At 62.7% G+C, this 26,916-nt stretch carries 22 protein-coding genes; 6 read left to right on the top strand and 16 right to left on the bottom strand.

What is annotated here, in order from left to right:
- Positions 1-6 precede the first annotated feature (6 nt).
- Positions 7-648: a YceH family protein gene (locus FLQ03_RS12280; protein WP_144371023.1), complete on the bottom strand. Its 642-nt coding sequence runs from the start codon at positions 646-648 to the stop codon at positions 7-9.
- A 136-nt stretch (positions 649-784) separates the two neighbouring features.
- On the opposite strand from FLQ03_RS12280, the gene FLQ03_RS12275 reads away from it, so the two are divergent.
- Complete coding sequence (locus FLQ03_RS12275) at positions 785-1,546, top strand: TlyA family RNA methyltransferase (protein WP_144371022.1); 762 nt, start codon at positions 785-787, stop codon at positions 1,544-1,546.
- Positions 1,547-1,629: 83 nt separating this feature from the next.
- On the opposite strand, the gene FLQ03_RS12270 is transcribed toward FLQ03_RS12275, so the two are convergent.
- On the bottom strand, positions 1,630-2,115 hold the full coding sequence (locus FLQ03_RS12270) for a universal stress protein (protein ID WP_144371021.1): 486 nt from the start codon (positions 2,113-2,115) through the stop codon (positions 1,630-1,632).
- A 181-nt stretch (positions 2,116-2,296) separates the two neighbouring features.
- On the opposite strand from FLQ03_RS12270, the gene FLQ03_RS12265 reads away from it, so the two are divergent.
- Positions 2,297-2,593, top strand: a complete 297-nt coding sequence (locus FLQ03_RS12265) for a hypothetical protein (protein WP_144371020.1) — start codon at positions 2,297-2,299, stop codon at positions 2,591-2,593.
- A 50-nt stretch (positions 2,594-2,643) separates the two neighbouring features.
- Here the strand turns inward: FLQ03_RS12265 and FLQ03_RS12260 are convergent, their stop codons facing one another.
- The 3 genes from FLQ03_RS12260 to FLQ03_RS12250 form a co-directional block, all read right to left on the bottom strand.
- Positions 2,644-4,002: a glutamine synthetase family protein gene (locus tag FLQ03_RS12260; RefSeq protein ID WP_144371019.1), complete on the bottom strand. Its 1,359-nt coding sequence runs from the start codon at positions 4,000-4,002 to the stop codon at positions 2,644-2,646.
- A gap of 172 nt (positions 4,003-4,174) precedes the next feature.
- The gene (locus FLQ03_RS12255; protein ID WP_170252402.1) at positions 4,175-5,392 is read right to left on the bottom strand and encodes a GGDEF domain-containing protein; all 1,218 of its coding nucleotides are present in this window, start codon (positions 5,390-5,392) and stop codon (positions 4,175-4,177) included.
- Between the two features lie 81 nt (positions 5,393-5,473).
- Positions 5,474-6,733 carry a glutamate-5-semialdehyde dehydrogenase gene (locus FLQ03_RS12250; RefSeq protein WP_144371017.1) on the bottom strand — a complete coding sequence of 420 codons (1,260 nt, stop codon included), beginning with the start codon at positions 6,731-6,733 and terminating at the stop codon, positions 5,474-5,476.
- A gap of 259 nt (positions 6,734-6,992) precedes the next feature.
- Between FLQ03_RS12250 and FLQ03_RS12245 the strand changes: the two genes are divergently transcribed.
- A complete protein-coding gene (locus FLQ03_RS12245) occupies positions 6,993-8,891 on the top strand; it encodes a propionate--CoA ligase (RefSeq protein WP_144371016.1) in 1,899 nt (632 codons plus the stop codon).
- Between the two features lie 145 nt (positions 8,892-9,036).
- On the opposite strand, the gene FLQ03_RS12240 is transcribed toward FLQ03_RS12245, so the two are convergent.
- The 4 genes from FLQ03_RS12240 to FLQ03_RS12225 form a co-directional block, all read right to left on the bottom strand.
- Positions 9,037-10,665 carry a methyl-accepting chemotaxis protein gene (locus tag FLQ03_RS12240; protein ID WP_206210959.1) on the bottom strand — a complete coding sequence of 543 codons (1,629 nt, stop codon included), beginning with the start codon at positions 10,663-10,665 and terminating at the stop codon, positions 9,037-9,039.
- Positions 10,666-10,936: 271 nt separating this feature from the next.
- Positions 10,937-12,223 carry a DUF3422 family protein gene (locus FLQ03_RS12235; RefSeq protein ID WP_144371015.1) on the bottom strand — a complete coding sequence of 429 codons (1,287 nt, stop codon included), beginning with the start codon at positions 12,221-12,223 and terminating at the stop codon, positions 10,937-10,939.
- 166 nt (positions 12,224-12,389) lie between these two features.
- Positions 12,390-12,821 (bottom strand): DciA family protein, encoded by a 432-nt coding sequence (locus FLQ03_RS12230; RefSeq protein WP_144371014.1) that lies wholly within the window; start codon positions 12,819-12,821, stop codon positions 12,390-12,392.
- A 111-nt stretch (positions 12,822-12,932) separates the two neighbouring features.
- Positions 12,933-14,945, bottom strand: a complete 2,013-nt coding sequence (locus FLQ03_RS12225; RefSeq protein ID WP_144371013.1) for an alkaline phosphatase D family protein — start codon at positions 14,943-14,945, stop codon at positions 12,933-12,935.
- 249 nt (positions 14,946-15,194) lie between these two features.
- Here FLQ03_RS12225 and secA point away from each other — a divergent pair, with 249 nt between their 5' ends.
- Positions 15,195-17,897 carry a preprotein translocase subunit SecA gene (gene secA / locus FLQ03_RS12220; RefSeq protein WP_144371012.1) on the top strand — a complete coding sequence of 901 codons (2,703 nt, stop codon included), beginning with the start codon at positions 15,195-15,197 and terminating at the stop codon, positions 17,895-17,897.
- 378 nt (positions 17,898-18,275) lie between these two features.
- Here the strand turns inward: secA and oppF are convergent, their stop codons facing one another.
- The 7 genes from oppF to FLQ03_RS12185 all read right to left on the bottom strand — a co-directional run bounded on the left by oppF (position 18,276) and on the right by FLQ03_RS12185 (position 25,479).
- A complete protein-coding gene (oppF, locus tag FLQ03_RS12215; RefSeq protein ID WP_144371011.1) occupies positions 18,276-19,265 on the bottom strand; it encodes a murein tripeptide/oligopeptide ABC transporter ATP binding protein OppF in 990 nt (329 codons plus the stop codon).
- Positions 19,258-20,262 (bottom strand): oligopeptide/dipeptide ABC transporter ATP-binding protein, encoded by a 1,005-nt coding sequence (locus FLQ03_RS12210; RefSeq protein WP_144371010.1) that lies wholly within the window; start codon positions 20,260-20,262, stop codon positions 19,258-19,260. Before FLQ03_RS12210 ends, oppF begins: the two co-directional genes overlap by 8 nt.
- A gap of 15 nt (positions 20,263-20,277) precedes the next feature.
- Entirely contained in the window at positions 20,278-21,189 is a 912-nt protein-coding gene (locus tag FLQ03_RS12205) for an ABC transporter permease subunit (RefSeq protein ID WP_144371009.1), read from the bottom strand.
- Positions 21,190-21,202: 13 nt separating this feature from the next.
- Positions 21,203-22,138, bottom strand: coding sequence for an oligopeptide ABC transporter permease OppB (oppB, locus tag FLQ03_RS12200; RefSeq protein WP_144371008.1), 936 nt, complete (start codon positions 22,136-22,138; stop codon positions 21,203-21,205).
- A 176-nt stretch (positions 22,139-22,314) separates the two neighbouring features.
- Positions 22,315-23,931, bottom strand: coding sequence for a peptide ABC transporter substrate-binding protein (locus FLQ03_RS12195; protein ID WP_144371007.1), 1,617 nt, complete (start codon positions 23,929-23,931; stop codon positions 22,315-22,317).
- A 226-nt stretch (positions 23,932-24,157) separates the two neighbouring features.
- Positions 24,158-25,189, bottom strand: coding sequence for a dihydroorotase (gene pyrC / locus FLQ03_RS12190; protein WP_144371006.1), 1,032 nt, complete (start codon positions 25,187-25,189; stop codon positions 24,158-24,160).
- 59 nt (positions 25,190-25,248) lie between these two features.
- Entirely contained in the window at positions 25,249-25,479 is a 231-nt protein-coding gene (locus tag FLQ03_RS12185; RefSeq protein WP_144371005.1) for a sulfurtransferase TusA family protein, read from the bottom strand.
- An 80-nt stretch (positions 25,480-25,559) separates the two neighbouring features.
- Between FLQ03_RS12185 and FLQ03_RS12180 the strand changes: the two genes are divergently transcribed.
- Positions 25,560-26,333 carry an NRDE family protein gene (locus tag FLQ03_RS12180; RefSeq protein ID WP_144371004.1) on the top strand — a complete coding sequence of 258 codons (774 nt, stop codon included), beginning with the start codon at positions 25,560-25,562 and terminating at the stop codon, positions 26,331-26,333.
- The gene (locus FLQ03_RS12175) at positions 26,330-26,872 is read left to right on the top strand and encodes a CNP1-like family protein (protein ID WP_170252401.1); all 543 of its coding nucleotides are present in this window, start codon (positions 26,330-26,332) and stop codon (positions 26,870-26,872) included. Before FLQ03_RS12180 ends, FLQ03_RS12175 begins: the two co-directional genes overlap by 4 nt.
- Positions 26,873-26,916 lie beyond the last annotated feature (44 nt).

Genomic DNA, 26,916 nt, shown 5'->3' with positions numbered 1-26,916 from the left:
GCGATATTACGCCTCGCCGCGCCCCTGCTCCAGTGCTTCGACGCGCTGCAGCAATTGCGCCAGCTGTTGCTCCAGCTGGCTGACGCGTGCCTGCAGCTCGCTATCGACTGCCGGTTCTGCTGCAGTAGCAGCAACGGCCAGGTTCGCCGCCGGCGGGTGCAGCAGATGTACCCAGCGCGCCTCGCGCTCGCCCGGTTGGCGCGGCAGTTTTTCTACCAGCGGCGGGTATTTGTCGGCCAGCGCGGCCAGCGCGGTTTCCACTTCGTCCACGCTGCTGAAGCTGTAAACGCGGCCGGCGCGGGTGCGCAGCTCGGCGCTGGTCTGCGCGCCGCGCAGCAACAACAGGCCCAGTGCGGCCAACCTGGCGCCGTCGATGTTCCACGCGTAGTTCAGGCGATGCTCGTACTTGGCCACACGGCTGCCGGCCGGAATGCGCTCGGCCACCAGCTTTTGCGCCATCAGTTCGTCCAGGGCGCTGCTGATGTCGGCATCGCTCAGGCTCAGCACCGGCTCGCGGCTGGTGAGCTGGTTGCAGGCAGACTGCAGGGCGTTGAGGGTGAGCGGGTAGGTGTCGGGGGTCAGCGCCTGCTTTTCGATCAGGGCGCCGAGTACGCGTACGGCGTGCGGGTGCAGCGAGAGTGTGTCCATGCCGGTGTGCCTGGGTGGATAACAATAAGTGCACACATCATCGCACCGGCAGCGGCGGCGGCCAAGCCCGCCTTGACAGTACTGGCCCGATTGCGCACCCTTGCGCGGTTTTGACGGCAGCAACGGAGCCAGGCGCATGAAACGGGTGGATCTTCTTCTGGTGGAACAGGGGCTGGCAGCCTCGCGTACCGCGGCACAGCAATTGATCGAGGCTGGCCGCGTCAGCGTGCGCGACGGCAGCCAGACGCGACCGGTGGCCAAAGCCAGCCAGAAGCTGGCCGACGACACCGTGTTCGACGTGGTACCGGACGAGGCCGACCGCTACGTGTCGCGCGGCGGCCTGAAAATGGCCGGCGCACTGGCTGCTGCCGGGCTGGACGATATCCGTGGCTGGCGGGCGCTGGACGTGGGGCAATCCACCGGCGGTTTTACCGACTGCCTGCTGCAGGCTGGCGCAGCGCGCGTGGTGGGGGTGGACGTGGGTCACGGCCAGTTGGCCGCACGGCTGATGGCCGACCCGCGGGTACGCTTTTTTGAAGGCGTAAACGCGCGGGCGCTGGAGCACGACGCACTGCTGGCGGCCAACGAGCAGCACGCCTTCGACTTGATGGTGTGCGACGTGTCGTTCATTTCGGTCACGCTGATTTACCCGTCAGCGCTACCGCTGATCCGGCCAGGCGGCTACTTGCTGAGCCTGGTAAAACCGCAGTTCGAGGTGGGCCGTGAAGGGCTGGGCCACGGCGGCATCGTGCGCGACAGCAGCTTGTACGCCGGGGTGGAAGCCAAGGTCAGCCAGTGTGTGGCCGAGCTGGGCTTCGATAAGCTGGGCTGGTTCGATAGCCCGATCAAGGGCGGCGACGGCAACCACGAGTTCTTCATCCTGGCACGCCGCCGCTAGACGGCCATCCGGCCCGCGGCAACGACAAAAAAGCCCGGTCTGCGTCACAGACTGGGCTTTTGCATGACGCTGCCGGCGCGGGTTTAGCCCAGCGCGGCCGGCGCGCTGTCGTCGTCTACCGGGTTACGCACCACCAGCAGCGGCAGCGTGGTACGGCGCAGCACCGACTCGGCAAAGCTGCCCAGCAACAGGTGACGCCAGCCACGATGGCCGTGGGTGCCGATGACCAGCAGGTCGGCGGCGGCCTGGGTGGCGAAATCCACCAGCTGTGCGGTGGCCGCATCGCCACCTTGCGGGGCTTCCAGTAAATGCAGGGTGATATCTTTCACGCCCTGAGCACGCGCATAGGCCTGCGCTTCGTCCAGTACCGACTGGCCTTGCTTGCGCGCTTCGTCGTACAGGCCTTGGGTATCGAGCAGGCCAACGCTGTCGACGGCAAAATCATGCAGGCAGATGACGTGCACCAGCGACAGGTGACTGTTGGCCGCAGCCGCAATACGGACGGCTTCTACCAGGGCAGGTTGGGCATTGTGGCTGCCATCCAGCGCCACGGTAAGGTGCTTGTACATGAAACTCTCCTTGCAGCGGGGTGTCTGTTATGGAAGATTGTGCGTCGGTCGGCGTGACGGCTCCAGCATTACTGGCGCCTTGCTTGATCTGGTGCAAACCTATCGAATTAAGTAGTTCTACTACTCATCCATTCGGTATAAATCCATTACCATTGTTGTGAGGCCAATTTTGGAGATCGAAGTGTTGGGGACGTTCATTCTGGTGGTGTGCCTGCTGTGCGCCGGTTTGCTGTGGGTCTTTTTCCGCCCGCAGCACAAGCCGCGCAAGGACCCGCCAAGCCGGACGGTTTACGCAGCCCATACCCAACGCCGCGTGCTTACCCCGACCACCCACATGACCGGCGAAGCGTACGGCAAGCTGCTGCGGGCCGCGCAAGGCGACCGCCAGCAGGTAGAGCTGTGGATCGTGGAAGCGCAGTGCAATATGCCGGGCTATACCCGCACCGAAATCATCGAGCTGCTGGCCAAAGAACGCTGAACACGCTCCGTGCCAGACAATACGGCCCCGTTACCGGGGCCGTATGCATTTCAGGCCAGCACCCCCAGATAGCGGCGCTCCCAGGCGGTGATCTCGCCGTGGAAGCTGGCCAGCTCTACTTCTTTGACCGCCGCATAGGCACGGGTGAACTCGGCGCCAAACAAGTTGGCCGCTGCACTGCCCTGCTGCATGCGCGCCAGCGCGGCATCCAGCGTGCGCGGCAGGCTGTCGCCGCCGTCGTCTTCTTGCAGGAACACGTTGCCGGTGACGGCAGGTGCCGGCTGCAGGCCTTGCTCCATACCGAGCAGGCCGGCGCCCAGGCTGGCCGCCAGCGCCAGGTACGGGTTGGCATCGCAGCCCGGCAGGCGGTTTTCCACACGCCGCGCCTGCGGTACCGACAGTGGCACGCGCAGCCCGACCGAGCGGTTATCCACCCCCCAACTGAGGTTGACCGGCGCCGCCAGGTTCTTGACGAAGCGGCGGTAGGAGTTGGGGCTGGGGCAGTACAGCGGCATCAGCTCGGCCAGATACTGCTGCATGCCGGCGATAAAGCCGTGGAACAGCCGGCTTTCGCTGCCGTCGGGCTGGCTGAACACATTGCAGCCTTCGCTATCCACCACGCTCTGGTGCAGGTGCATGGAGCTGCCCGGCTCGCCAGCCAGCGGCTTGGCCATGCACACCACGTTCAGGCCGTGACGGTTGCCGGTTTCTTTCAGCAGGGTCTTGAACAGGAAGGTCTGGTCGGCCAGCGCCAGCGCGTCGCCGTGCTTGAGGTTGATCTCGAACTGGCTGGGGCCCATCTCGTGCACCCAGGTATCGGTGGCGATACCCAGCATGTCGCAGCCGCGGTACACATCGTCGAAAAAGGCTTCCAGGTCGTTGAGCGTGGTAAAGCTGAAGGCATCGAAACCACGCTCGCGGCGGCCGGTACGCAAGGCTGGCGGCTGGAACGGCGCGTCGCTGTCGGGGTTGGCCGCAAACAGGTAGAACTCCAGCTCCGGTGCCACCACCGGCGTCCAGCCATGCGCTGCGTAGCGTTGTAATACATTTTTCAACACTGTTCGCGGCGCCAGCGGCGACAGCTGACCGTCGTGATCGACACAATCACACAGTACCAGCGCACGCGGCGTAGTGGCCCACGGCAGCTGGCGCAGCGTGGCCATGTCGGGCAGCAGCGTCACGTCCGGGTCGTGCTCGCCATAAAACCGGTAGTCGGGAAACTCGCCGATGCAGCTCTGGATCGGCACGGCGCGGGCAATTCGCAGCTGCTGGCCACCAATGAAGGCCTCGCGCGGCAAGGTTTTGCCGCGGGCAAAACCGGTGACGTCGGCAAAGGCCAGCTCGACATCCCTGACGCCAAGCTGTTGCAGCCATTGCGCCTGGTCGGCATGGGGAACGGGGTGCGGCATACGGCATCTCTCCTGATGTGTGGCCTGCCAGCGGCGTTGGCCGGCAGGCTGATGAGGGGAGTATGCGCGCAATGATTCCGCAATCAAGCACATCATTCCGCAAGGCGGAACTGTTTAAAAAATTAAGCCATTCGGTCAGCTTGGCCGCAGCCTGCCCGCCACACTTTGCCGCTTACTGCTGCGCGGTGCACTGGTTACGGCCCATACGTTTGGACTTGTACATGGCCTGGTCGGCGCGGCGCAGCCAGTCGTGCAGGGTATCGCCCTGCCGCAGCTGGGTAATGCCGAACGAGGCGGTCACCGGCAGCTGCACCGGCTGCTGCAACAAGGGGGCGGCGGCCAACTGTTCACACAGGCGGCGGGCCAGCTGCGCGGCGTCGTCCAGCCGCATGCCAGGCAGCAGGATGATGAACTCTTCGCCACCAAAGCGCGCCAGCAGGTCGTAAGGGCGCAGTTGCTGCTGCAACCGCTGCGCCAGCGCCACCAACACCGCGTCGCCAACATCGTGGCCATGGCTGTCGTTGATGGTCTTGAAATGGTCGATATCCAGCATGATCAGGCTGCTGGGCTCTTGCCGGTTTTCCCAGATCAGCAGCCGCTCGTTCAGCGCCGCAATGGCGGCACGGCGGTTGGGCAGCTGGGTCAGTTCGTCCTGGTGCGCCATGCTGCGGATGGTTTGCAGCGCTTGCTGCAGGCGCCGATGCTCGTCCTGCAGGGCGTTCAGCGATAGCTCGGCCCGCACGTTGGCGTCCAGCAGCTCTTCAGTCAGCATCTGCGCCTGTTGCGCAGCACGCAGGCCGTTGACCAGCTGGCGATTGACCACGCCGCTGTAGATGATGAGCAGGCTGGCGTACAAGGCACCGGCAATCGCTACGTAGATGTCCAGTGGCTGCGGATACAACATGGCGTACAACAGCACCGGCAGGTAGATGCCGGACAGAAAAGCCACCACCGAAGTCCAGAACATCGAGTGCACCAGTACTACCATGGCGCAGATGCCGCTGAGTACGATGTACAGCATCATGCCGTATAGCGGGGTCGCCACCGGCATCAGGAACCACACGCTGCTACCCCAGGCCAGGCCGAACAACAGCTTGGTAGCCAGATAGATGCCGACCCAGCGTCGCTTGCTGGCAGGTGGCTCGCCGCGCAGGGCCTGCGGCAGAATGGTAACCAGGCTGATCAACACCACCAGGTTCACCAGCAAAAACCACTGGTACAGCGGCTGCGGCTGCCGCAGGTGTTCCGCATGGCCGATGTAGAGCAGCAGGGTGGCAGCAACCGGGGTGGACAGGCTGGCCACGAAACTGCGCCGCGCCACCAGGCGGATGCGTTCGGCCAATACCAGCTCGTCCAGATGACCGGCATCCATGCGCGCATCAGGCTGCATGTCTGTCCCCTTCCCTGCAAAAAAATGGGCTGGCAAAGCGCCAGCCCGTTTTGCTTGCGGCATCCCGCATGCAGCGGCCGGCTAGCTGCGTACCTGGCCGTCGCCCAGTACCACCCATTTCTGGCTGGTCAGCCCGTGCAGGCCGACCGGGCCACGGGCGTGGATCTTGTCGGTGGAAATGCCGATCTCGGCGCCCAGGCCATACTCGAAACCGTCGGCAAAGCGCGTACTGGCGTTGGCCATCACGCTGGACGAGTCCACCTCGCGCAAGAACTGGCGGCAACGGCCGTAATCGTCGCTGACGATGGCGTCGGTATGGTGGCTACCGTAGTGGTTGATGTGCTCGATGGCGTCGTCGATGCCTTTCACCACCTTGATGGCCAGTACCGGGGCCAGATATTCAGTATACCAATCGTCTTCGCTGGCGGCTACCACTTTATCGCCAAGAATGCCGCGCGTGCGCTCGCAACCGCGCAGCTCGACACCCTTTTCCCAAAAGGCCGCCGCCAGACGCGGCAGGATGAATTCGGCGTAGGCGGTATGCACCAGCAGGGTTTCCATGGTGTTGCAGGTGCCGTAACGGTGAGTCTTGGCGTTCAGCGCGATATTGAAAGCTTTTTCCGGGTTGGCGGTATCGTCGATGTAAACGTGGCAGTTGCCGTCCAGGTGCTTGATCACCGGCACCCGCGCCTCGCGGCTGATGCGCTCGATCAGGCCCTTGCCGCCACGCGGTACGATCACGTCGACAAATTCGGTGAGGGTGATCAGCTCGCCCACCGCCGCGCGGTCGGTGGTTTCCAGCACCTGCACCACGTGCGGCGGCAGGTCGGCCACGCGCAGGCCTTCGTGCACGCAGGCGGCAATGGCCTGATTGCTGTGGAAGGCTTCTGAACCGCCACGCAGGATCACCGCGTTGCCCGACTTCAGGCACAGGCCGGCAGCGTCGGCGGTGACGTTGGGGCGGGCTTCGTAAATGATGCCGACCACGCCCAGCGGCACGCGCATCTTGCCCAGCTGGATACCGGACGGGCGGTAGCTGAACTCGCCCATTTCGCCCACCGGGTCCGGCAGGCTGGCGATCTGGCGCAGGCCTTCTGCCATGCCGTGTACGGCTTTTTCCGACAACGTCAGGCGGTCGATCATCGCCTCGGCCAGGCCGTCCTTACGCGCGGCTTCCAGGTCCAGCATGTTGGCCGCCAGCAGGCGGTCGAGGTCGCGCTCGATGGCGTCGGCGATAGCGTGCAGCGCCTTGTTCTTCTGGTTGGTGTCGGCACGGGCAATGGCGCGGCTGGCCTTGCGGGCAGCCTGGCCCACCACGTTCATATAGTGTTTCACATCCATGGTCTTGTCCTGAAATGCTTGGTGGTCCCTACCTTTCAGAGTAATGCAAAGTACCGCGCTTCGGCCAGTGTTCATATCGAACCTGCTGCCGGTAGCGGGTGCCACCACGGCCGCCAAGTGGCGGTTTTATCGGTATTTCCGCAACGATGGCAGGGTCAAACCGCGCCGATGCTGCACTGCACGATTGACCGCACCCCCTGTCGCTCCTTACTTTGTCCGACAAGCAACCGCTTGACAGACTTGTACCCAGGAGACCGGCATGACCCCGTACCAGGCGTTTTACCAGCAGTCCATCGATGACCCCGACACGTTCTGGGGGCGGGAAGCCTCACGCATCCACTGGCACAAGCCGTTCGACAAGGTGCTGGCCTACGACCAGCCACCGTTCCGCGACTGGTTTGCGGGCGGCCTCACCAACCTCTGTTACAACGCGGTAGACCGCCACCTGGCCGAGCGCGCCGAGCAGACCGCGCTGGCCTACGTGTCTACCGAAACCGGCATCGAAACCGGCTACACCTTCCGCGAGCTGTACGAGGAAGTCGCCCGCTTTGCCGCCATCCTGCAGGCGCAAGGCGTGGCCAAGGGTGACCGTGTGCTGATCTACATGCCGATGATCCCCGAGGCCATTTTCGCCATGCTGGCCACCGTGCGGCTGGGCGCCATCCACTCCGTCGTGTTCGGCGGCTTCGCACCGGCCAGCCTGGCCACCCGCATCGAGGACGCCAGCCCCACAGTGATGATCACCGCCGACGCCGGCATGCGCGGCGGCAAGGTTATCCCCTACAAGCCGCTGGTGGACGAGGCGCTGGGCTACGCCGGCGCCAGCGCACCGGCCAAAGTGATCGTGGTGAACCGTGGCCTGGCCGAAGCGCCAATGATGAAACCGGGCCGCGACCTGGACTACGACACGCTGCGCGACGCGCACCTGCACGACCGCGCCGACGTGGAATGGGTTGAGTCCAGCCACCCCAGCTACATCCTGTACACCTCCGGTACCACCGGCAAGCCCAAAGGCGTGCAGCGCGACACCGGCGGCTACGCCGTGGCGCTGGCCGCCAGCATGGACTACATCTACGGCGGCAAGCCGGGCGAGTGCTACTTCTCTACCTCCGACATCGGCTGGGTGGTGGGCCATTCCTACATCGTGTACGGGCCGCTGATCAACGGCATGACCACGCTGGTTTACGAAGGCCTGCCGGTGCGCCCCGACGCCGGCATCTGGTGGCAGCTGGTGGAAAAATACCGCGTCAGCGTGATGTTCTCCGCCCCTACTGCCATCCGCGTGCTGAAAAAGCAGGACCCGGCCTGGCTACACAAATACGACCTGTCCAGCCTGCGCGCGCTGTTCCTAGCCGGCGAACCACTGGACGAACCTACCGCCACCTGGATTGCCGGCGAGCTGGGCATTCCGGTGCTGGACAACTACTGGCAAACCGAAACCGGCTGGCCGATGCTGACGCTGTGCAACGGTGTAGAGAAGAAAGCCGTGAAATTCGGCAGCCCCGGCCTGCCGGTATACGGCTTCAACGTGAAACTGTTCAACGAGAGCACAGGCCAGGAAGTCGGCCCCGGCGAGAAAGGCGTGATCGGCGTCATTCCGCCGCTGCCGCCAGGCTGTATGAGCACGGTGTGGGGCCAGGACCAGCGCTTTGTCGATACCTACTTCAGCCTGTTCAAGGACAAACTGGTGTACTCCAGCTTTGACTGGGGCATCAAGGACGACGACGGCTACTACACCATCCTTGGCCGTACCGACGACGTAATCAACGTCGCCGGCCACCGCCTGGGCACCCGCGAGATCGAAGAAGCCGTCAGCAGCCACAGCGCCATTGCCGAAGTGGCGGTGGTGGGCGTGGAAGACAGCCTGAAAGGCCAGGTTCCCAAGGCGTTTGCCGTGGTGAAGGACCCGTCGCTGCTGGACGACCCGACACAGCGTGCCGCGCTGGAAAAAGACGTCATCGCCCGCGTGGCGGCGCAGCTGGGCGCCATCGCCAACCCGGCACGGGTGTACTTTGTGAACCAGCTGCCCAAGACCCGCTCCGGCAAGGTGCTGCGCCGCTCCATCCAGGCGCTGGCCGAAGGCCGCGACCCGGGCGACCTCACCACCCTGGACGACCCGGCCGGTATCGAGCAGATTCGCCAGATCATCCAGCAGTAATAGCAAGCGCGGCTGCGGCCGCCGGCTCCCTTTGGCTCCCCCTGTGTCGAGGCAGGGGGAGCCTTTTTTGCGGCCAACGTGGCGCTGGCGACAGGCGTAAAAAAGCCCGTCACGAAGGACGGGCCGCGTTGTCTGCCGCGACAGCTTACTGCTTGAAGTGGGATACCGCCGCGCCAAGATCCTGCGCATGCGCACCCAGCTGGTCGGCAGCGGCGGCGGTCTGGTCCACCGCAGCCTGGTTGGACTCGGTCATGCTGGAAATCACCTCGGCGCGCTGGGCGATATCGCGCACGGCCTGCTGCTGCTCCCCCAGCGCCAGTGCTACCGATTCGATGTGCTGGCGGATGTTGGCCGCATTGTCGCGAATGCCCTGGATGGCCTCGCTGGCTTGCTGGCTCTGCACCACCCCGTGCTGGGTAGCGGTCACGCTGCTCTGCATGGTGTGCACTACGCCACGCATGCCGGTGCTGAGGTTATCGATCTGGCGGCTGATGTCCACGGTGGCCTGGCTGGTGCGCTCGGCCAGCTTGCGCACTTCGTCGGCCACCACGGCAAAACCACGGCCGCTTTCGCCGGCACGGGCGGCTTCGATGGCCGCGTTCAGCGCCAGCAGGTTGGTCTGGTCAGCAATATCGTGAATGGTTTGCGTGATGCTGGCGATGGTCTGCGTCTGCACGTTCAGGCTGTCCAGCGCGGTAGCGGCGCCGCCGATATGGTCGGCGATGCCGCGGATATCGTCGGCCGACTGGTTGATCAGGCCGGCACAGTGGTGCACGGCGCCGTCGGCGTCGCGCGCTTCCTGCTCGACGAATCGCAATTGCTGCGCCAGCTGGTCGATGCTCTGCAGCACTTCTTCCACCGCCACCGCAATGGCACGCGACGCTTCGCTCTGCGCATGCGAAGCCTGCTGTACGCCGTGGGCAGACGCGTTCAGCTGGGTGGCACTGCCTTGCACCTGGCCGGCCAGATCGCGGATACGGCCGGTGATGTCGCGCAGCTTGTCCTGCATGTCAGACAGCGCACCCATCAGGCTATTTTCGCGGCCGGCCGGTACCCGCAGCGTATGGCTGAGGTCCCCGGCGGCAATGGCACGAGTCTGGCGCATGGCCTCCACCGGCTCGCCGCCCAGGCTGCGGAATACACGACGGTACTGCAATACCCCGCCAGACAGCACCAGCACGATCATCAGGCCACCACTGAGCAACAGGCTGGTCTGCGCGCTGCCGATCTGGCCTTCGCTATCGCTGACCACCTGGGCCATGTTCTGCTCGACACGCTGCTGCAGGCCTTCCAGTTTCTTGGTCAAGGCCTCGGCGCGTTCGTCAAAACCGGTACCCGGCGCCTTCATCAAGGCGTTGCCGGCGTCACGGCCCTGGTTGATGTACGCATCGGCCATCTGTTGGCCTACCTGATAGAAAGTATCCAGCAACTGACGGGTAGCCTGCGCCTCGTCTGCGTAGGCGACATCCAGTTGTTTCAACTCGTCCAGCAGCTTCACCGCGGCCTGGTAGTGCTCTTTGGCGTCGCCAAAACCATCACGGTCGCCGGTTGCACTGGCATCGGTCAGGAACTGCTGGATCTGCACGACATGAAAGCGCAAGTCAGCCATGCGGTCTACCAGACCGTCGGCTACCTGGTGTTCGTAGCGGCTATTGGCCATGATCTTGTTCAGACCGATGGTCACGATGACAGTCTGGGCAATAGCCAGCAGGACGGTAATAGCCACAAAGCTGATCAGCAGCGGGCGCAACTTGCGGGAAGTAGAAAGGGACATCGGCAACTCTGGCGGGTGAATTAACCCCGCTATTTTGATGGTTTTGGCCGCAGGGCGCTTCATCTATCCGTTGCCTGTTTGATCTGCCCCGTATTTCTATAAATAAAACTAACCACAAGCACTATGCATTCACTATGTACGCAATCTGACAATGCCAAAAGCATTGGCAGCAATTGCCAAGCAGACGTCGCCACCAGGCAAAAGCTGCCACGCTTGGCGCTGGCAACGGCGGCGCTGCGCCGCCGCATGCCATTTCAATGCCACGAACCGCCTAGGCGTGGTGCAATGTCTGCTTTACGCGACGCATACCCAGCCACACCAGTAGCGCTACCAGCGGGATGGCCAGCCCGGTCAGCAGCTCCACCTCCAGATGCAGACCCGCCGCCTTGCCGGCCTTGAACAGGTAGCCCAGCAGACCCACGGCGTAATAGGTGAGGACAGCCACGGACAGGCCTTCTACGGTTTCCTGCAACCGTAGCTGCAAGCCGGCACGACGGTCCATGCTGGCCAGCAAGGCACGGTTCTGTTCCTCGTGCATGACCTCTACCCGGGTGCGCAGCAAGGCGGTGCTGCGCTGCAGTCGTGCCATCAGCCGCTCCTGGCGCTGCGCGGCGGTATCACAGGTCTCCATGGCCGGCGCCAGACGGCGTTCCATGAACTCGTGAAACGGCTGCAAGCCGGGCAAACGCCGCTCGCGCAGTTCGGCAATGCGGCGGCCAACCAGCTTGTAGTAGGCCCGCGCCGCAGCAAAGCGGTACTGGCTTTGCGCGATCAGCTGTTCACCCTGGGCGGCCAGGTCGGTCAGTTCCTCCAGCATGCTGGCATCGTGGGCGCTGTGCTCGGCCATGCGCAGGTTGACGCTGCGCAGGCGGGTGCCCAGCGCGTCCAGCTCGCGCATCTGGCGCTTGGCTTCCGGTAGCGCCAGCAAAGCCAGCAGACGGTAGGTTTCCATTTCGAACAGGCGCTGCATCATGCGGCCGGACTGCGATGGCCCCATGCTGCGGTCGATCACCACATAGCGGCTGAAGCCCTCGGCCAACCGCGGGTCGGGGTGCAGGCGCAGGTCGGTGTAAGCCACGCCGTTACCGTCGCCAATTTCGGCACCGATCAGCTCCTGGCCACCAAACCAGCGGCGGGCAATTTCGGGTGCCGGCGCTTCCTGCGACGCCGGCAGCAGCACCGCGTGCATGGCCACCATCACCGCGCCGGGCAAGGCGGCCAACCATTCGGCCGGCAAGCGGTCCAGCGCGGTGCGCTCGAACGGTTCGACAAAGTCGCCGCCCAGCACGAAGGTGTAGCGGGCAAATTCGGTATGCAGTGCCCAGCGGATGGTGAGGTCGCCGGCCACGCCGGTGTAGTGCATCTGGCCGGGGTCGGCCGGCGGCAGGCCGATGCGCTGTAATAGGTCTTGCAGCGCGGTGCGCTGGGCGCCGTCGTCCTCGTCGAAGAACAGCGTAAGGGTGGAAAGCCGTGCCGGCGACGGTATCGCGATCGGCGGGCGGGCGTGCGCCTCGTCATTGAGGCTGCGGCGTAGAGGATGCGTCTTGAGCGTAATCATTGGTTTATCCCTGATGGCGAAGCTCTGCGGCTTCTGCCCGGCAGCTTACCTGCCGCGCGGCAGGCGGGCTAGCTTGAGGCTTTGCGGTCAGGGATACCATGCAAGGATCACGCCAGCATGACAGTGCGGTGCGTCACCAGACCGCCAGACGGCGGCCGGCCACTACTCAGGACTTGGCGCGATGGTGACGCAGCAGCGAATTCAGCGCGTCCTTCACTACCGGGTTACGCACCGTGTCAGCAGCTTGGGCAAAGGCTTGCAGGCCGGCATCGGACAGCTGGAACGACTTGCTGCGGACGGGCTTGGGCGGCGTGGGCAGCACCTTCACCCGCAGGCTGCGCAGCGGGTAGCCTTGGCGGGTCAGCGGGGCGATAACGCTATTGCCCAGCAGCCGCAGGCGGGCAGCCACGGTACTGTTGTGCGCATACACCACCAGCTCGCCGTCGCGCACGCAGGCCACCTGGCAATGCTGGCCCAGCTGGCCCGGCAGCAGGCGCTTGAAGGCCTTGTCCAGCGTCAGGATGGCCTGGGCAGCAGTAGTAAGGTCGGCCAGGCGCGCATCGCGCTGGCTGAACTGACGTAGCGGTTGTGAGGACATGGCGGGCACCAAAAAACACAGGCAGCAGAGTGTAGCCGATCTGCTGCCTGTGCGGCGCTGCAAGCCATGCGGCCAAGCTGCCACGCAAGTTGGCCGCAGGCTTTCCGGTACTTATGCCAGCACCGTGACTGTCGGGCTGCCGGCGGCCACTTCCAGCCGCGTAATGCTGCGCGTGGCGGGCAAAGCCGGCGCTGCACCGGCGGCCAGCGGCTTCAGCGTATGGAAGCTGCAGCTGAGCTTGGCCGGCGTCAGGGTGACGATGGCGTAGCCCTGAGCGTCGGTATTGGCCACCTTCAGCCACGGGTTGAACGTCGTCAGCGTGCTGTTGAAAGTATTGGTCCGCACCCCGCCCTGCTCGGTGTAGATCAGTGGCTTGGTCTTGGCGAAGGCGGCGTTGCCGTCCACCACGCTTTCGAAGTAGCTGTAGAACGAGTTGCTGGAAATGCCGGCGGTGACCAGATCCACCATCACCGGCACCGGGCTGGCGGCGTCGAAGTCATCCATCACGCTGCCGGCGAAGAAGGCGTGGATGTCGCCGGTGAGCGCCACCACATTGCCGATGGCGTTGTCTTTCAGGTGCTGCAGCAGCGCCTTGCGCTCGGCGTTATAGCCGTCCCACTGGTCAGCATTCAGCAGGAAGGTGTCGAAGAACTGTGCCGGTGGCAGCGCGGCGTCCAGCTGCGGCTTGATGCCGGCGTCGAACACGGTGCCGCTGACGCCGGCCAGCGCCAGCACGGCTTTGGTCTGGGTGTAGGCCGGCGCCGGCGCCTGGGTGGCTTTGCTGGCGCTGGGTACGGCGGCTGCCGCGGTGGTGAGGTCGCTCACCAGTGCGGTGGTGAGCTGGCTTTGCAAAGCTGCCAGGCCCGCGTTGGCCGCGATCAGGCTTTGTACCATCATGCCGGCCACCGCCTGCGTGCCGTTCACCTGCATGCGCAACAGCGACACCTCGTTGCCCCACAGCTTCCAGGTGGTATTGGCCGCGCTCATGCGGTCTTTCCACCACTGGCGCTGGGTGCTGCCCAGAATGGACACCGGGTCCAGGCTGCCGCCGGCGGCGGTCATCTTCTGGCTTTCCACCGCGGCCAGCGTGGACTTGGGCACGAAGTAACGGCTACCCACTTCGCTGCCGGCACCAACTTCGGGAATGACGTGGTCGGCACGGAACAGGCGCTGGTCGGTCATCACCAGGGTGGCCAGATTGCCGAAACTGAAGGCACGGTAGATACGGATGTTCTGGAACGAAGGGTTGGCCGCGTCAAAGCTGACGTCGGCCGGCATGTACTCGAACCACGCCTGGTTGGCGTCACGGCGGCGGCTGGTGGCCTTGCTGGCGTCGTCGCCAGTGCTGTAGGTCTGGCGGTCTTGCCAGGCGTCGTCGCTGAATTCGTGATCGTCCCATACCGCAATCACCGGGAAGGCTGCGTGCAAGGCCTGCAGGCGGCTGTCGCTACGGTAGGTTTTGTACAGCGTACGGTAGTCGGCCAGCGTGGTGGCGTAGCTGGCACCATCGCTACGCTTGGTGCCGTTGGGCAGCGTGATCTGGCTGTGGCGGCTTTCTACCTTGCCGGTCTGGAACGCCGCACCGACGGTTTCGTAGATGTAATCGCCCAGGTGCACCACGAAGTCCAGGTCTTGCTGCAGCAGCTCGTCAAACGCGGCCCAGTGGTTGACGCTCCAGTCCTGGCACGACACGAAGGCGAACTTCAGCTGCGACAGCGGGGTGCCGGCGGCCGGCGCCGTCTTGCTGCGGCCAACCTGGCTGACGCTGCTGCCGGCGCGGAAGCGGTAGTAGTAAACGGTGCCCGGCTGCAGCGCGGTCACCTTGTGGCGCACGGTGTAATCCCATTGCGCCTGGGCGGTAACGGTAACGCTGTGCAGCACGCTGGCAAAGCCGGCGCTGGTAGACAGCTCCAGCGTGACGGCGGTGTCGGCGCTGGCGTCGCCCAGCCGCGTCCACAGCACCAGGCTGTCCGGTTGCGGGTCGCCGGAGGCCACCCCCTGCGGGAAGGTATAACTGCGCGGGCTATCGCCTCCGCCACCGCTACCAAAACAGCCGCTCAGGCCCAGCGTGGCGGCGGAAACGGTCAGAAAGCCCCCGCTTTTCAGGAATTGTCTGCGATCCATTGCTTCTCCTCGTGTCGTTGTTATCTGTCGTTACAGTCAGCACTGGCCAATAAGGCTAAGCTGCCTGCATGACAGGGCGTTTACGCTCATACGTTTGTTTAGAGCATGGCATGGCATTTCCATAAACAGACACTGGTCCATCGCACAGGCACTTGATACCGGTCAGCAATGCCCCCATTAAAAGAAGGTTTGCCTGTGCTACACTTTTAGCCATTTTTATCGGCCCGCTGGCCGCTGGATGTCCACACGATGATTTCGACGCTTCTCAAGAAAGTATTCGGCAGCCGCAACGAACGACTGCTCAAGCAATATCGCCAGGTCGCCAACCGCATCAACGGTATGGAAGACGCCATGAAGGCACTGTCGGACGAACAGCTGGCGGCCAAGACCACCGAATTCAAAGAGCGTCATGCCAAGGGTGAATCGCTGGATGCCCTGCTGCCGGAAGCGTTTGCCGTCTGCCGCGAAGCCTCGCGCCGCGTGCTGAACATGCGCCACTTCGACGTACAGCTGATCGGCGGCATGGTGCTGCACCACGGCAAGATCGCCGAAATGCGTACCGGCGAGGGCAAAACCCTGGTGGGCACGCTGCCGGTGTACCTGAACGCCATTGCCGGCAAGGGCGTGCACGTCATTACCGTCAACGACTACCTGGCCAGCCGCGACGCCGGCATCATGGGCAAGCTGTACAACTTCCTTGGCCTGTCGGTTGGCGTGAACCTGTCGCAAATGCCGCACGAGCACAAGAAAGTGGCGTACGCCTGCGATATCACCTACGGCACCAACAACGAGTTCGGCTTCGATTACCTGCGCGACAACATGGTGTTCAGCCTGGGCGAGAAAGTGCAGCGCGAGCTGAACTTCGCCGTGGTGGACGAAGTGGACTCCATCCTGATCGACGAAGCGCGTACCCCGCTGATCATCTCCGGCCCGGCCGAAGACAACGTGGAGATGTACCGCGCCATGAACGCGGTACCGCCGCTGCTGAAAAAGCAGGAAACCGAAGACGGCGAAGGCGATTACTGGGTGGATGAAAAAGCGCACAGCGTGCTGCTGTCCGAATCCGGCCACGAACACGCCGAAGCCATCCTCACCCAGATGGGCCTGCTGGCCGAAGGCGACAGCCTGTACTCGGCGGCCAACATCACGCTGATGCACCATCTGAATGCCGCGCTGAAAGCCCACGCCCTGTTCCATCTGGACCAGCACTACGTGGTGCAGGACGGCGAAGTGGTAATCGTGGACGAATTCACCGGCCGTCTGATGGCCGGCCGCCGCTGGTCCGATGGCCTGCACCAGGCCGTAGAAGCCAAGGAAGGCGTGCAGATCAACCGCGAAAACCAGACCCTGGCGTCGATCACCTTCCAGAACTACTTCCGCCTGTACAACAAGCTGGCCGGCATGACCGGTACCGCCGACACCGAGGCCTACGAGTTCCAGAACATCTACGCGCTGGAAACCGTGGTGATCCCGACCAACCGCCCGATGATCCGCAAGGACCACCAGGACAAGATCTACCGCTCGGCACGCGAGAAGTACAACGCCATCATCAGCGACATCAAAGACTGCGTCAGCCGCGGCCAACCTGTGCTGGTGGGTACCACCAGCATCGAAAACTCCGAGCTGATGTCGCAGCTGCTGAGCCAGGCCGGCATTGCCCACAACGTGCTGAACGCCAAGGAACACGCCCGCGAAGCGGACATCGTGATCCAGGCCGGCCGCCCGGGCATCGTGACCGTGGCCACCAATATGGCCGGTCGCGGTACCGACATCGTGCTGGGTGGCAACCCGGAACCGGAAATCAAGGCCGTGCAGGCCGATGACAGCCTGTCCGACGCCGACAAGGCCGCCCGCATCGACGCCATCCGTGCAGAATGGAAACAGCGCCACGACGCGGTACTGGCCGCCGGCGGCCTGTACATCATCGGTACCGAACGCCACGAGTCGCGCCGTATCGACAACCAGCTGCGCGGCCGTGCCGGCCGTCAGGGTGACGCTGGCGCCAGCCGCTTCTACCTGTCGCTGGAAGACCCGCTGCTGCGCATCTTCGCCGGCGACCGCGTGGCCATGATCATGGACAAGCTGAAGATGCCGGACGGCGAAGCCATCGAGCACCCGTGGGTATCGCGCTCCATCGAAAACGCGCAGCGCAAGGTGGAAGGCCGCAACTTCGACATCCGCAAACAGCTGCTGGAATACGACGATGTGGCCAACGACCAGCGCAAGGTGATTTACCAGCAGCGTAACGAAATCCTGGAAGACCAGGATGTAGCCGCCATCATCACCCACATGCGTGAAGGCGTGCTGGGCGACGTGGTCGACCTGCACATGCCGCCGGACTCGATGGAAGAGCAGTGGGACCTGGCCGGCCTGGAGCGCACGCTGGAAGCCGAATTCCAGCTACAGGCACCGGTGGCCGAGTGGATCAAGGCCGAACAGACACTGGACATCCCCGACATCAAGCAGCGCATCCTGGACATGGCTGCGGCCAGCTACCAGACCAAAGTCGACCTGGCAGGCGAAGAAGCCATGCGCCAGTTCGAGCACGGCCTGGTTCTGCAGATGCTGGACAACCACTGGCGCGAACACCTGGCGGCGATGGACCACCTGCGCCAAGGCATCCACCTGCGTGGCTACGCCCAGAAAAACCCGAAGCAGGAGTACAAGCGCGAAGCCTTCGAGCTGTTCTCCGACATGCTGGACCGTGTAAAACGCGGCGTGGTCAGCGTGCTGATGACCGTACAGGTACGCAGCGAGGAAGACGTGGAAGCGGTGGCCCCGCACGAAGTGGCCGGCATGGAAATGCACCATGACGCAGCACCGAGCGCGACTGAGGGCAACCCGTTCTCGCCGGAAGCCCTGGCCTCGCAAGGCCTGCGTGTTGGCCGCAACGACCCCTGCCCGTGCGGTAGCGGCCAACGTTACAAGCAGTGCCACGGCAAGCTGGCCTGATCGCCACCCTGCCCTGCAAAAACCGGCGCCCCGTGCGCCGGTTTTTTCATGCCAGGCGGCTGGCGCACCCAGAGGCTAGCGTGATAGCCGGGTGGTAAAACCGCGGCAAGCGCCCGGCCGGCCTGCTGCCAGCCCTTGTAGAGGCGCCGGTGTGAGCCTTGCACCGACGGCATGGCCGGCAAGTATAAGCAGCTGGCAACCTAGGCCTTGCCGGCGGACGCAAAGCCGACAAGCACGGCGGTGATCGCGCGCGGCAGAATAAGCAGGCCCGATGCGGCATGGCCATCCGCCGGACAAAAAAATACCACCCACTGAAATCAGTGGGTGGCATGGTCGTCGGTGCCCCAGCAGCTTGGCCGCATGCGGCCAACCCTGGCCTTAAGCCAGCAAGCAGGAGGTCTGCGTTTGCGGCGTTACCGGGTGCAGCTTGATCGCTTCCTTGCCGCAACGCTCCTGCGCGCTCGGGCAGCGGGTACGGAACACGCAGCCGGACGGCGGGTTGAGCGGGCTGGGCAGGTCGCCCTGCAGGATCTGGATGGTCTTGCTGCGCTCCAGCTTCGGGTCAGGGATCGGAATGGCAGACAGCAGCGCCTTGGTGTACGGGTGTACTGGCTTGTCGTACAGCGCGTGCTTCTCGGCCAGCTCCATCTCGCGGCCCAGGTACATCACCAGGATGCGGTCGGAGATGTGCTTCACTACCGCCAGATCGTGCGCAATGAAGATCAGCGCCAGGCCCATCTCGCGTTGCAGTTCTTTCAGCAGGTTGATGATCTGGGCCTGAATGGACACGTCCAGCGCCGACACCGGCTCGTCACAGATGATGAGCTTGGGTTCCAGAATCAGTGCGCGGGCAATACCGATACGCTGGCACTGGCCGCCGGAAAACTCGTGCGGGTAACGGTTGATCATCTGCTCGCGCAGACCCACTTTCACCATCATCGCGCGCACGCGCTTCATCACTTCATCGTTGGACAGCTCCGGGCGGTGTACACGCAGCGGTTCGCCGATGATCTGGGCGATGGTCATGCGCGGGTTCAGCGACGCCAGCGGATCCTGGAAGATCATCTGGATGTCCTTGCGCACGTTCAGCCAGTCTTTGGCGCTGCCCTTGCGCAGGTCTTTGCCCATCCACACGATTTCGCCATCGGTGGCCGGAATCAGGTTCAGGATGGCGCGGCTCAGCGTGGACTTGCCACAACCGGACTCGCCCACGACACCCAGCGTTTCGCCTGCGTACAGGTCGAAGCTGACGCCGTCCACGGCTTTCAGGGTTTTCTTCGGGGTCCACGGCCAGTCTTTGCCACCGGCGACCTTGAAGTGCACCTTGACGTTGCGTACCGACAGAATGGGTTGACGGTTATCAGCCATTGGCCACCTCCGCATTGCTATTGACGATCATCTCGGCGGCCGGCTTGTGGCAGGCACGCTGTACGCGGCTGTTCAGCGGCGAGGCTACCAGCTGCGGCAGGGTATCCACACACTGCTGGCTGGCGTGTTCGCAACGCTCGGCGAACGGACAGCCTTTGGGCATGTTGGCCATATTGGGCGGGTTGCCCGGGATGCTCATCAGTTCGGCGCCATCGTGGTCCAGACGCGGCAGCGCGCCCAGCAGGCCCACGGTGTACGGGTGGCTTGGCTGGTAGAAGATGTCGTTGGCGGTGCCGTATTCCATCACGCGGCCACCGTACATCACCATCACGTTGTCGCACAGGCCGGCCACCACGCCCAGGTCGTGGGTGATCATGATGATGGCGGTGCCAAAGTCACGCTGCAGGTCTTTCAGCAGGGTGAGGATCTGCGCCTGCACGGTTACGTCCAGCGCGGTGGTGGGTTCGTCGGCGATCAGCACTTCCGGCTCGCACAGCAGGGCCATGGCGATCATCACGCGCTGGCGCATGCCGCCGGAAAACTCGTGCGGGTACATGTCGACACGGCGGGCTGCCTCGGGAATGCGTACCGCTTCCAGCAGCTCGATGGCGCGCTTCTTGGCCTGCTTGCGGGTCATGCCCTTGTGCAGTTCCAGTACTTCGGTCATCTGGCGCTCTACCGTCAGGTAGGGGTTCAGCGAGGTCATCGGGTCCTGGAAGATCATCGACAGACGATCACCGCGGATGCCGTTGAGCTGGCTGGCGCTCATGGTCAGCAGGTTCTGGCCCTTGTACAGCGCCTCACCGCTGGGGCGGCCGTTCTTGGCCAGCAAGCCCATCATGGCCAGTACCGACTGGCTCTTGCCGGAGCCGGACTCGCCCACGATACCGAGGGTCTGGCCGCGATCCAGTTCGAAATTGACGCCGTTTACGGCATTCACTACACCATCGTGCGTGGCAAAGCTCACACCGAGGTTTTTTACTTGAAGCAAAGACATGTCGTCCTCCCCGGGTTAGCGATCTTTCGGGTCCAGCGCATCGCGCAGGCCGTCACCGACATAGTTGGCACAGTACAGGGTCACCGACAGGAAAATGCCCGGCACCAGCAGCATCCACGGCTGGCTTTCCATGACTTTCTGGCCTTCCTGTACCAGTACACCCCAGCTGGTATTGGGCTCTTGCACGCCCAGACCCAGGAACGACAGTACCGATTCGGTCATGATCACACCCGGAATGGTGATGGTGGCGTACACCACCACGATGCCCAGCAGGTTGGGCACGATGTGACGGAAAATGATGGAGAACTGCGACACACCGATGGCGTGCGCTGCCTCGACGAACTCCTTGGACTTCAGCGACAGGGTCTGGCCACGCACGATACGCGCCATGTCCAGCCAAGAGATCGCCCCCAATGCCACGAACATCAGGTACAGGTCACGGCCAAAGAAGGTCATCAGCAGGATGGCGAACAGCATGAACGGCAGCGCGTACAGTACATCGACGATACGCATCATCAGCGCGTCGACCTTGCCGCCGAAGAAGCCGGCGATAGCGCCCCAGGACACACCGATGATCACCGACACCAGGGTGCCGACAATACCCACCTGGAAGGTGATGCCACCGCCCTGCAGGGTACGCGCCAATAGGTCGCGACCCAGTTCGTCGGTACCCAGGTAGTGGCCGTTTTCCATGGTCGGCGCCAGGCTCAGCGCATTCCAGTCGGTAGCATCGTGCGTGTGCTGCAGCAGATGCGGGCCGATGATGATGGTCAGCGCGATCAGGATCAGGATAACCAGCGAGGCCACGGCGGCCTTGTTCTTCATGAAGCGGCGGCGCGCGTCAGCCCACGGGCTGCGGCCTTCCACCACTTCGCTGATATTGGACAGCGTGCTGACCAGCTGCTCGTTTTTGGTTTTGGTATTCATGTAAAGCTCCCGATCAGTAACGGATACGCGGGTCGAGCATCGCGTAGACGATATCGACAATCAGGTTGAACACCACGGTAAACACCGCTACCAGCACAACCAGACCCAGTACCAGCGTGTAGTCGCGGTTGACCGCGCCAGTGACCAGCAGACGGCCGAGGCCGGGGATGGAGAAGATGGACTCGGTTACCACCGCTTGCGCGATGGCAGATACCGCCATCGGGCCCAGCAAGGTCACCACCGGCAGCAGCGCGGGGCGCAACGCATGGCGCATCACAATGACGCGCATCGGCAGGCCTTTGGCCTTGGCAGTACGGATGAAGTTGGAATTCATCACTTCAATCAGGCTACCGCGCATCACACGACCCAGCGTCGCCACGTTGACGATGGTGAGCAGGGCCACCGGCAGGATGGCAAAGTGGAAGATGCTCCAGTTCGGGTCGTCGTACGACCAGCCACCGGCCGGCACCACTTTCATCCACAGCGCGAAGAACAGGATCAGGATCGGGCCGGTCACGAACGACGGCACAGCATGACCGAAGTTACCCAGGAACATCACGAAGTAGTCGGCGATGCTGTTCTGGCGCAGGGCAGCGATGACCCCCAGCGTGATACCCAGCACCACGGCGATCAGCAGTGCCGAACCGCCGATGGCGGCCGACTTCGGCAGCGCCTGGGCCACCAGCTGGTTGACCGACCAGTCTGCATAGCGGAAGGACGCGCCCAGGTCGCCATGCAGCAAGTTATTGATGTAATAGCCGAACTGCACGTGCAGCGGCTCATTCAGGTGATATTTGGCTTCCAGGTTGGCCAGCACCTCGGGGGCGATTTTCTTTTCGCCGTCAAAAGGGCCGCCGGGGGCGAGCTGGAGCATGATGAAACAGAGCGTCACCACGGCAAACACCGTCGGGATGGCGCCAAAAACACGCTTGATTACGTAAGACCACATCGGAAAAACTCCATGTACCTAGAACATGCGCATGCTCTATGACGAGGTAGGCGCTACATAAAGCAATCCGGGCAGTGGATAACTGCCCGGAGGCTGCCGTAGGCACGGTAAAGCGCCAAGTGCATAGTGAAAACCCGCCCGGCCACCGGAGTGGACCACGGCGGGCTGTCGACTAATTACTTCTTGATAATGTAGAAGTCGCTGGTACGGAAGCGGTCAAAGCTGTTGGTAGTGAAGTAGCCACCAACGTACGGCTTCACGGTACGAGCTTGCACGTACTGGTACAGCGGGATCAGCGGGTAGTCGTCCATGGCCAGCTTGGAAGCCTGGGTCATCAGGGCTTTGCGCTTGGCCTGGTCGGTTTGCTGGTTGCCCTGGGCAATCAGCTCGTCCACTTTCTTGTTGCAGTATTGCTGGTCATTCTGGTCGCTATCGCAACGCACCAGGTCCAGGAAGGTAGTGGCGTCGTTGTAATCGGCATTCCAGCCGTTACGTGCAACCTGGTACTGGCCAGAGTGACGGGTTTTCAGGAAGACTTTGAATTCCTGGTTTTCCATCGAGGTGTTCAGACCCAGTTTGGTCTTCCACTCGGAGGAAATGAACAGACCAACGCGTTTGTGCGACTCGGAGGTGTTGTACATCAGCTTCAGCTGGGTACCCGGAGCCACGCCTGCAGCAGCCAGCAGTTTCTTGGCTTCGGCAACGCGTTTGTCCATCGGCCACTTGGACCAGTCGTACGGGGTCACGTCGGCACCGGCAGTACCCGGTACCATCAGGCTGTAAGCCGGCACCTGGCCTTCGCCCAGGATTTTCTGGGTCAGGATGTCACGATCCACCACCATGGACAGCGCCTGACGTACGCGCTTGTCCTTCATCAGCGGATCTTTGTTGTTCAGACCGTAGTAGTACAGCGCGATGTTTTTCAGCGCGCTCAGTTCTTTCGGCATTTCAGCCTTCAGTGCCTGGAAAGTACCTGCCGGAATGCGCAGGGTCATGTCTACCTGACCGGCCTTGTACATCTTCAGGGCTGCGTCTTCGCTCTCGGTCGGGTCGAAGGTCACCTTGGTGATGACGGTGTTTTTGGCATCCCAGTACTTGGCGTTCTTTTCCAGTACGATGCGGCTGTTCGGGATCCAGTCTTTCAGCACGTAGGCGCCGTTGGACACCAGGTTACCCGGCTTGGTGAAATCTTTGCCGAACTTCTCGAAGGAAGCCTTGTGCAGCGGGGCCATGGTGGAGTTGGCCAGCATGTCGGGCAGGAACGCTACCGGGATCTCGGTTTTGATTTCCAGGGTGTTCTTGTCGATGGCCTTGATGCCCAGCTCGGACGGCTGTTTTTTGCCAGCCATGATGTCTTTGCCGTTGGCGATGAATTCGTGGAACAGACCGTACTTGGTAGCGGTCTTCGGATCCACGGTACGACGCCAGGAGTATACGAAATCGTCAGCGGTCACCGGGTCGCCGTTGGACCACTTGGCATCTTTGCGCAGGTTGAAGATCCAGGTAGTCGGATCTTTCTGCTTCCAGCTAACCGCCACGCCCGGCACGATCTTGCCGGTGTTTTCTACAGCGGTCAGGCCTTCGAACAGGTCACGGGCGATGTTGTTGGCGGTGGTGGTCTCGATCTGGGAGATGTCCAGGGACTCCGGCTCGGAACCGTTGCTGCGTACCAGCTCCTGTTTCGGGTCCAGTTTCACGCCAGCCGGTACTTTGGCGGCAAATGCGGCGCCGGAAGCACCAAAGGCGAAGGCAACGGAAGCTGCTACGACGCTGAAAGAAATCGATTTTTTCATATTCTCCTGCTCTCCTTGAACAGAGAAGGCCCGTCTTGATGCGGGCCTCCCGAGAAAAACAAACTGTGTGTATACAGTACGCAAAGGCGAGGCAATTATGCACAGCACACATGGCTACTACAAGCCCCGATTCCTCACTTCGCGGTTACATTGCTGAGCGAGCGTAGCATTTCCTGCACTTATTCCTTCCAGATAAGCAATTTTGGACTAGCCACATGAGCATTACTCATGGCACGCATCGCCATTGCACATACTCCTCCGCCCGCAGTGGGATCAGTTCGTCGTTACCGTAGGTCAGCGAGGCCGGTACCTGCCATGGCTCGCGTACCAAGCTTAGGGTATCGGTGTTGCGCGGCAGTTGATAAAAGTCAGGCCCGTTGAAACTGGCAAACGCTTCCAGCTTGTCCAGCGCACCAGCAGCGTCAAATGCCTCGGCGTACAACTCGATAGCGGCATTGGCGGTGTACATGCCGGCACAGCCGCAGGCGTTTTCCTTGGTATGGCGCGCATGCGGCGCACTGTCGGTGCCGAGGAAGAATTTCTTGCTACCGCTGGTAGCAGCGGCCAACAAGGCTTCGCGGTGGCTTTCACGCTTGAGCACCGGCAGGCAGTAATGGTGCGGGCGGATACCGCCGGTAAACAGAGCATTGCGGTTCATCAGCAGGTGATGGGCGGTGATGGTGGCGGCAATATTGTCACCGGCGCTGGCCACGTACTCGGCGGCCTGGCGGGTTGTGATGTGTTCGAACACCACGCGCAAGCCGGGCAAGCGTTTCAGCAGCGGCTCGAATACGGTATCGATGAACACCGCTTCGCGGTCGAATACATCCACGGCCGGGTCGGTGACTTCTCCATGCACCAGCAGCGGCATGCCCACCTCGGCCATGGCTTCAAGCGCCACCATGGCATTGTTCACATCACGCACACCAGCGTCGGAGTTGGTGGTAGCGCCGGCCGGGTACAACTTGATACCGTGCACGAAGCCGCTGGCCTTGGCCTTGCGTACTTCATCAGCAGTGGTGGCCTCGGTCAGGTACAGCGTCATCAGCGGCTCAAAGGTACTGCCCGCCGGGCGGGCGGCCAGAATGCGCTCGCGGTAGGCGGCCGCCATCTCTACGGTCGTGACCGGCGGTTTCAGGTTGGGCATGATGATGGCGCGGCCCATCTGGCGGCAGGTATCGGGCAGTACGGCAGCCAGCGCAGCGCCGTCGCGTACGTGCAAGTGCCAGTCGTCGGGGCGGGTAATGGTAAGTTTCATTGTTCGACCTTATGCAATCATCAAGATAAAGAAAAGGCGCCGTCAACGGCGCCTGCAGTTCATTTGCGACGGATCAGCAGCGCAAAGCGCCCATCGTCGCGCACGCTGGATTCCAGCAGTGCATTGCCGGTCTGGCGGCAGAAGGCTTCGAAATCTTTGGGCGCGCCCGGGTCAGTGGCCAGCACCGACAATACGGTGCCGCTTTCCATGGTAGCCAGGGCTTTCTTGGCGCGCAGGATAGGCAGGGGGCAATTCAAACCGGACAGATCCAGCGCGATATCTGGCTGCATACACTCATCCTCCAGGCGTAGAGCGGTTACAATCAAACCGTTATTTTAAGGGCCTTGGGCCAAATGCCCAAGAACAGCACATGTGCATCATCGCTTTTGCCTACAAGACGCCCGCGCTGGGTCCGCTGTGCCTGCTGGCCAACCGCGACGAATACTACGCCCGCCCTGCCCTGGCGCTAGACTTCTGGCCAGACTATCCGCAGGTGCTGGGCGGCCGCGACCTGCAAGCCGGCGGCAGCTGGCTGGCCATCGATACCCGTGGCCGCTTTGCCGCCATTACCCATATTCGCGAAGGCCGTGCCACCCCCGCAGCGCGCTCGCGCGGCGAGCTGGTACAGCGTTTTGTCAGCGGCGACGAAGACCCGCTGGCCTTCGCCGCCTGGCTGAAAGACAACGCGGCCAACTATGGCCCGTTCAACCTGATATTCGGACCGGTGGGTGACCTGCTGCACTTCAACAGCCGCACGCGGGCGTTAAACCGCATCGCACCGGGCATTCACGTGCTGTCCAACGCCGACATGGATACCCGCTGGTACAAAAGCGAGCAACTGCGCAGCAAGCTGGGCACCCTCAAACGCCCGCCCGTCGAAGCCGAAGTACTGCCCTGGCTGATGAACCCGGAACAGGCGCCACCGGAACAGCTGCCCAATACCGGCGTTGGCTCGGCGCTAGAGAAAATGCTGTCGCCGGTCTTCATTGTTGGCCGCGACTACGGCACTCGCTGCAGCAGCGTGGTGAACGTTTCCGCCCGTGGCGATGTCAGTTTTACCGAAGTGAGCTATGGCATTGGCGGCCGCGAGAGTGGCCGTCGCCGTCATCTGCTCCGTATTGGACAACTCAGGAATCCATCGTGAAAACCCGTTTCATACTTCTGGGGCTGCTGTGTGCGGCCAACCTGGCGCATGCCGATCTCTCTGGTAAAGGCCGAGAGCGCAAGCACAACTACATCGATGAAGGGCCATGGAAAGAACAAGAGCTGGCACTTCCGGCCTTTGGTGCGTGGGACTGGGTAGAGCTGGACAAGCCAGTGACCATAAAAGGTCAACTCTTCATCGACCGCCAGACCTTGCGCCTGGCCGATGACCGCACCGTGCGCTTCAGTCTGCTGCAACTCAGCAGCAGCGGTATCGAAAACATCAGCCATGAAGGTGTGCATTGCGCCGAGCGTACCCAGCGCAGCTATGCCTATGGCGACAGTGTCAACAAGCGCTGGATCGAGTCCAAGCGTACCGAGTGGCGCAAGCTGGACCGCAACCATCTGGCCATGAAAACCGTGGTACAGGCACTGTGCCCCGATAATACGCCGCCATTGACTGCCGAAGAGCTGCAAGCCAATCTGGCCAAGGCCAGCCGCGCAGCCCCGCCTGCCAAAATAGAGCCGATTCGCAAGTAAGCGGATGATAAAAAAAACGTGCATCCGCACGGTTTTAAGGCTGC

Source organism: Vogesella urethralis (assembly GCF_007644045.2).
Lineage (GTDB): Bacteria > Pseudomonadota > Gammaproteobacteria > Burkholderiales > Chromobacteriaceae > Vogesella > Vogesella urethralis.
The sequence above is the reverse complement of the archived record's forward strand: the minus strand, read 5'-3'. Positions and strand labels throughout refer to the sequence as shown.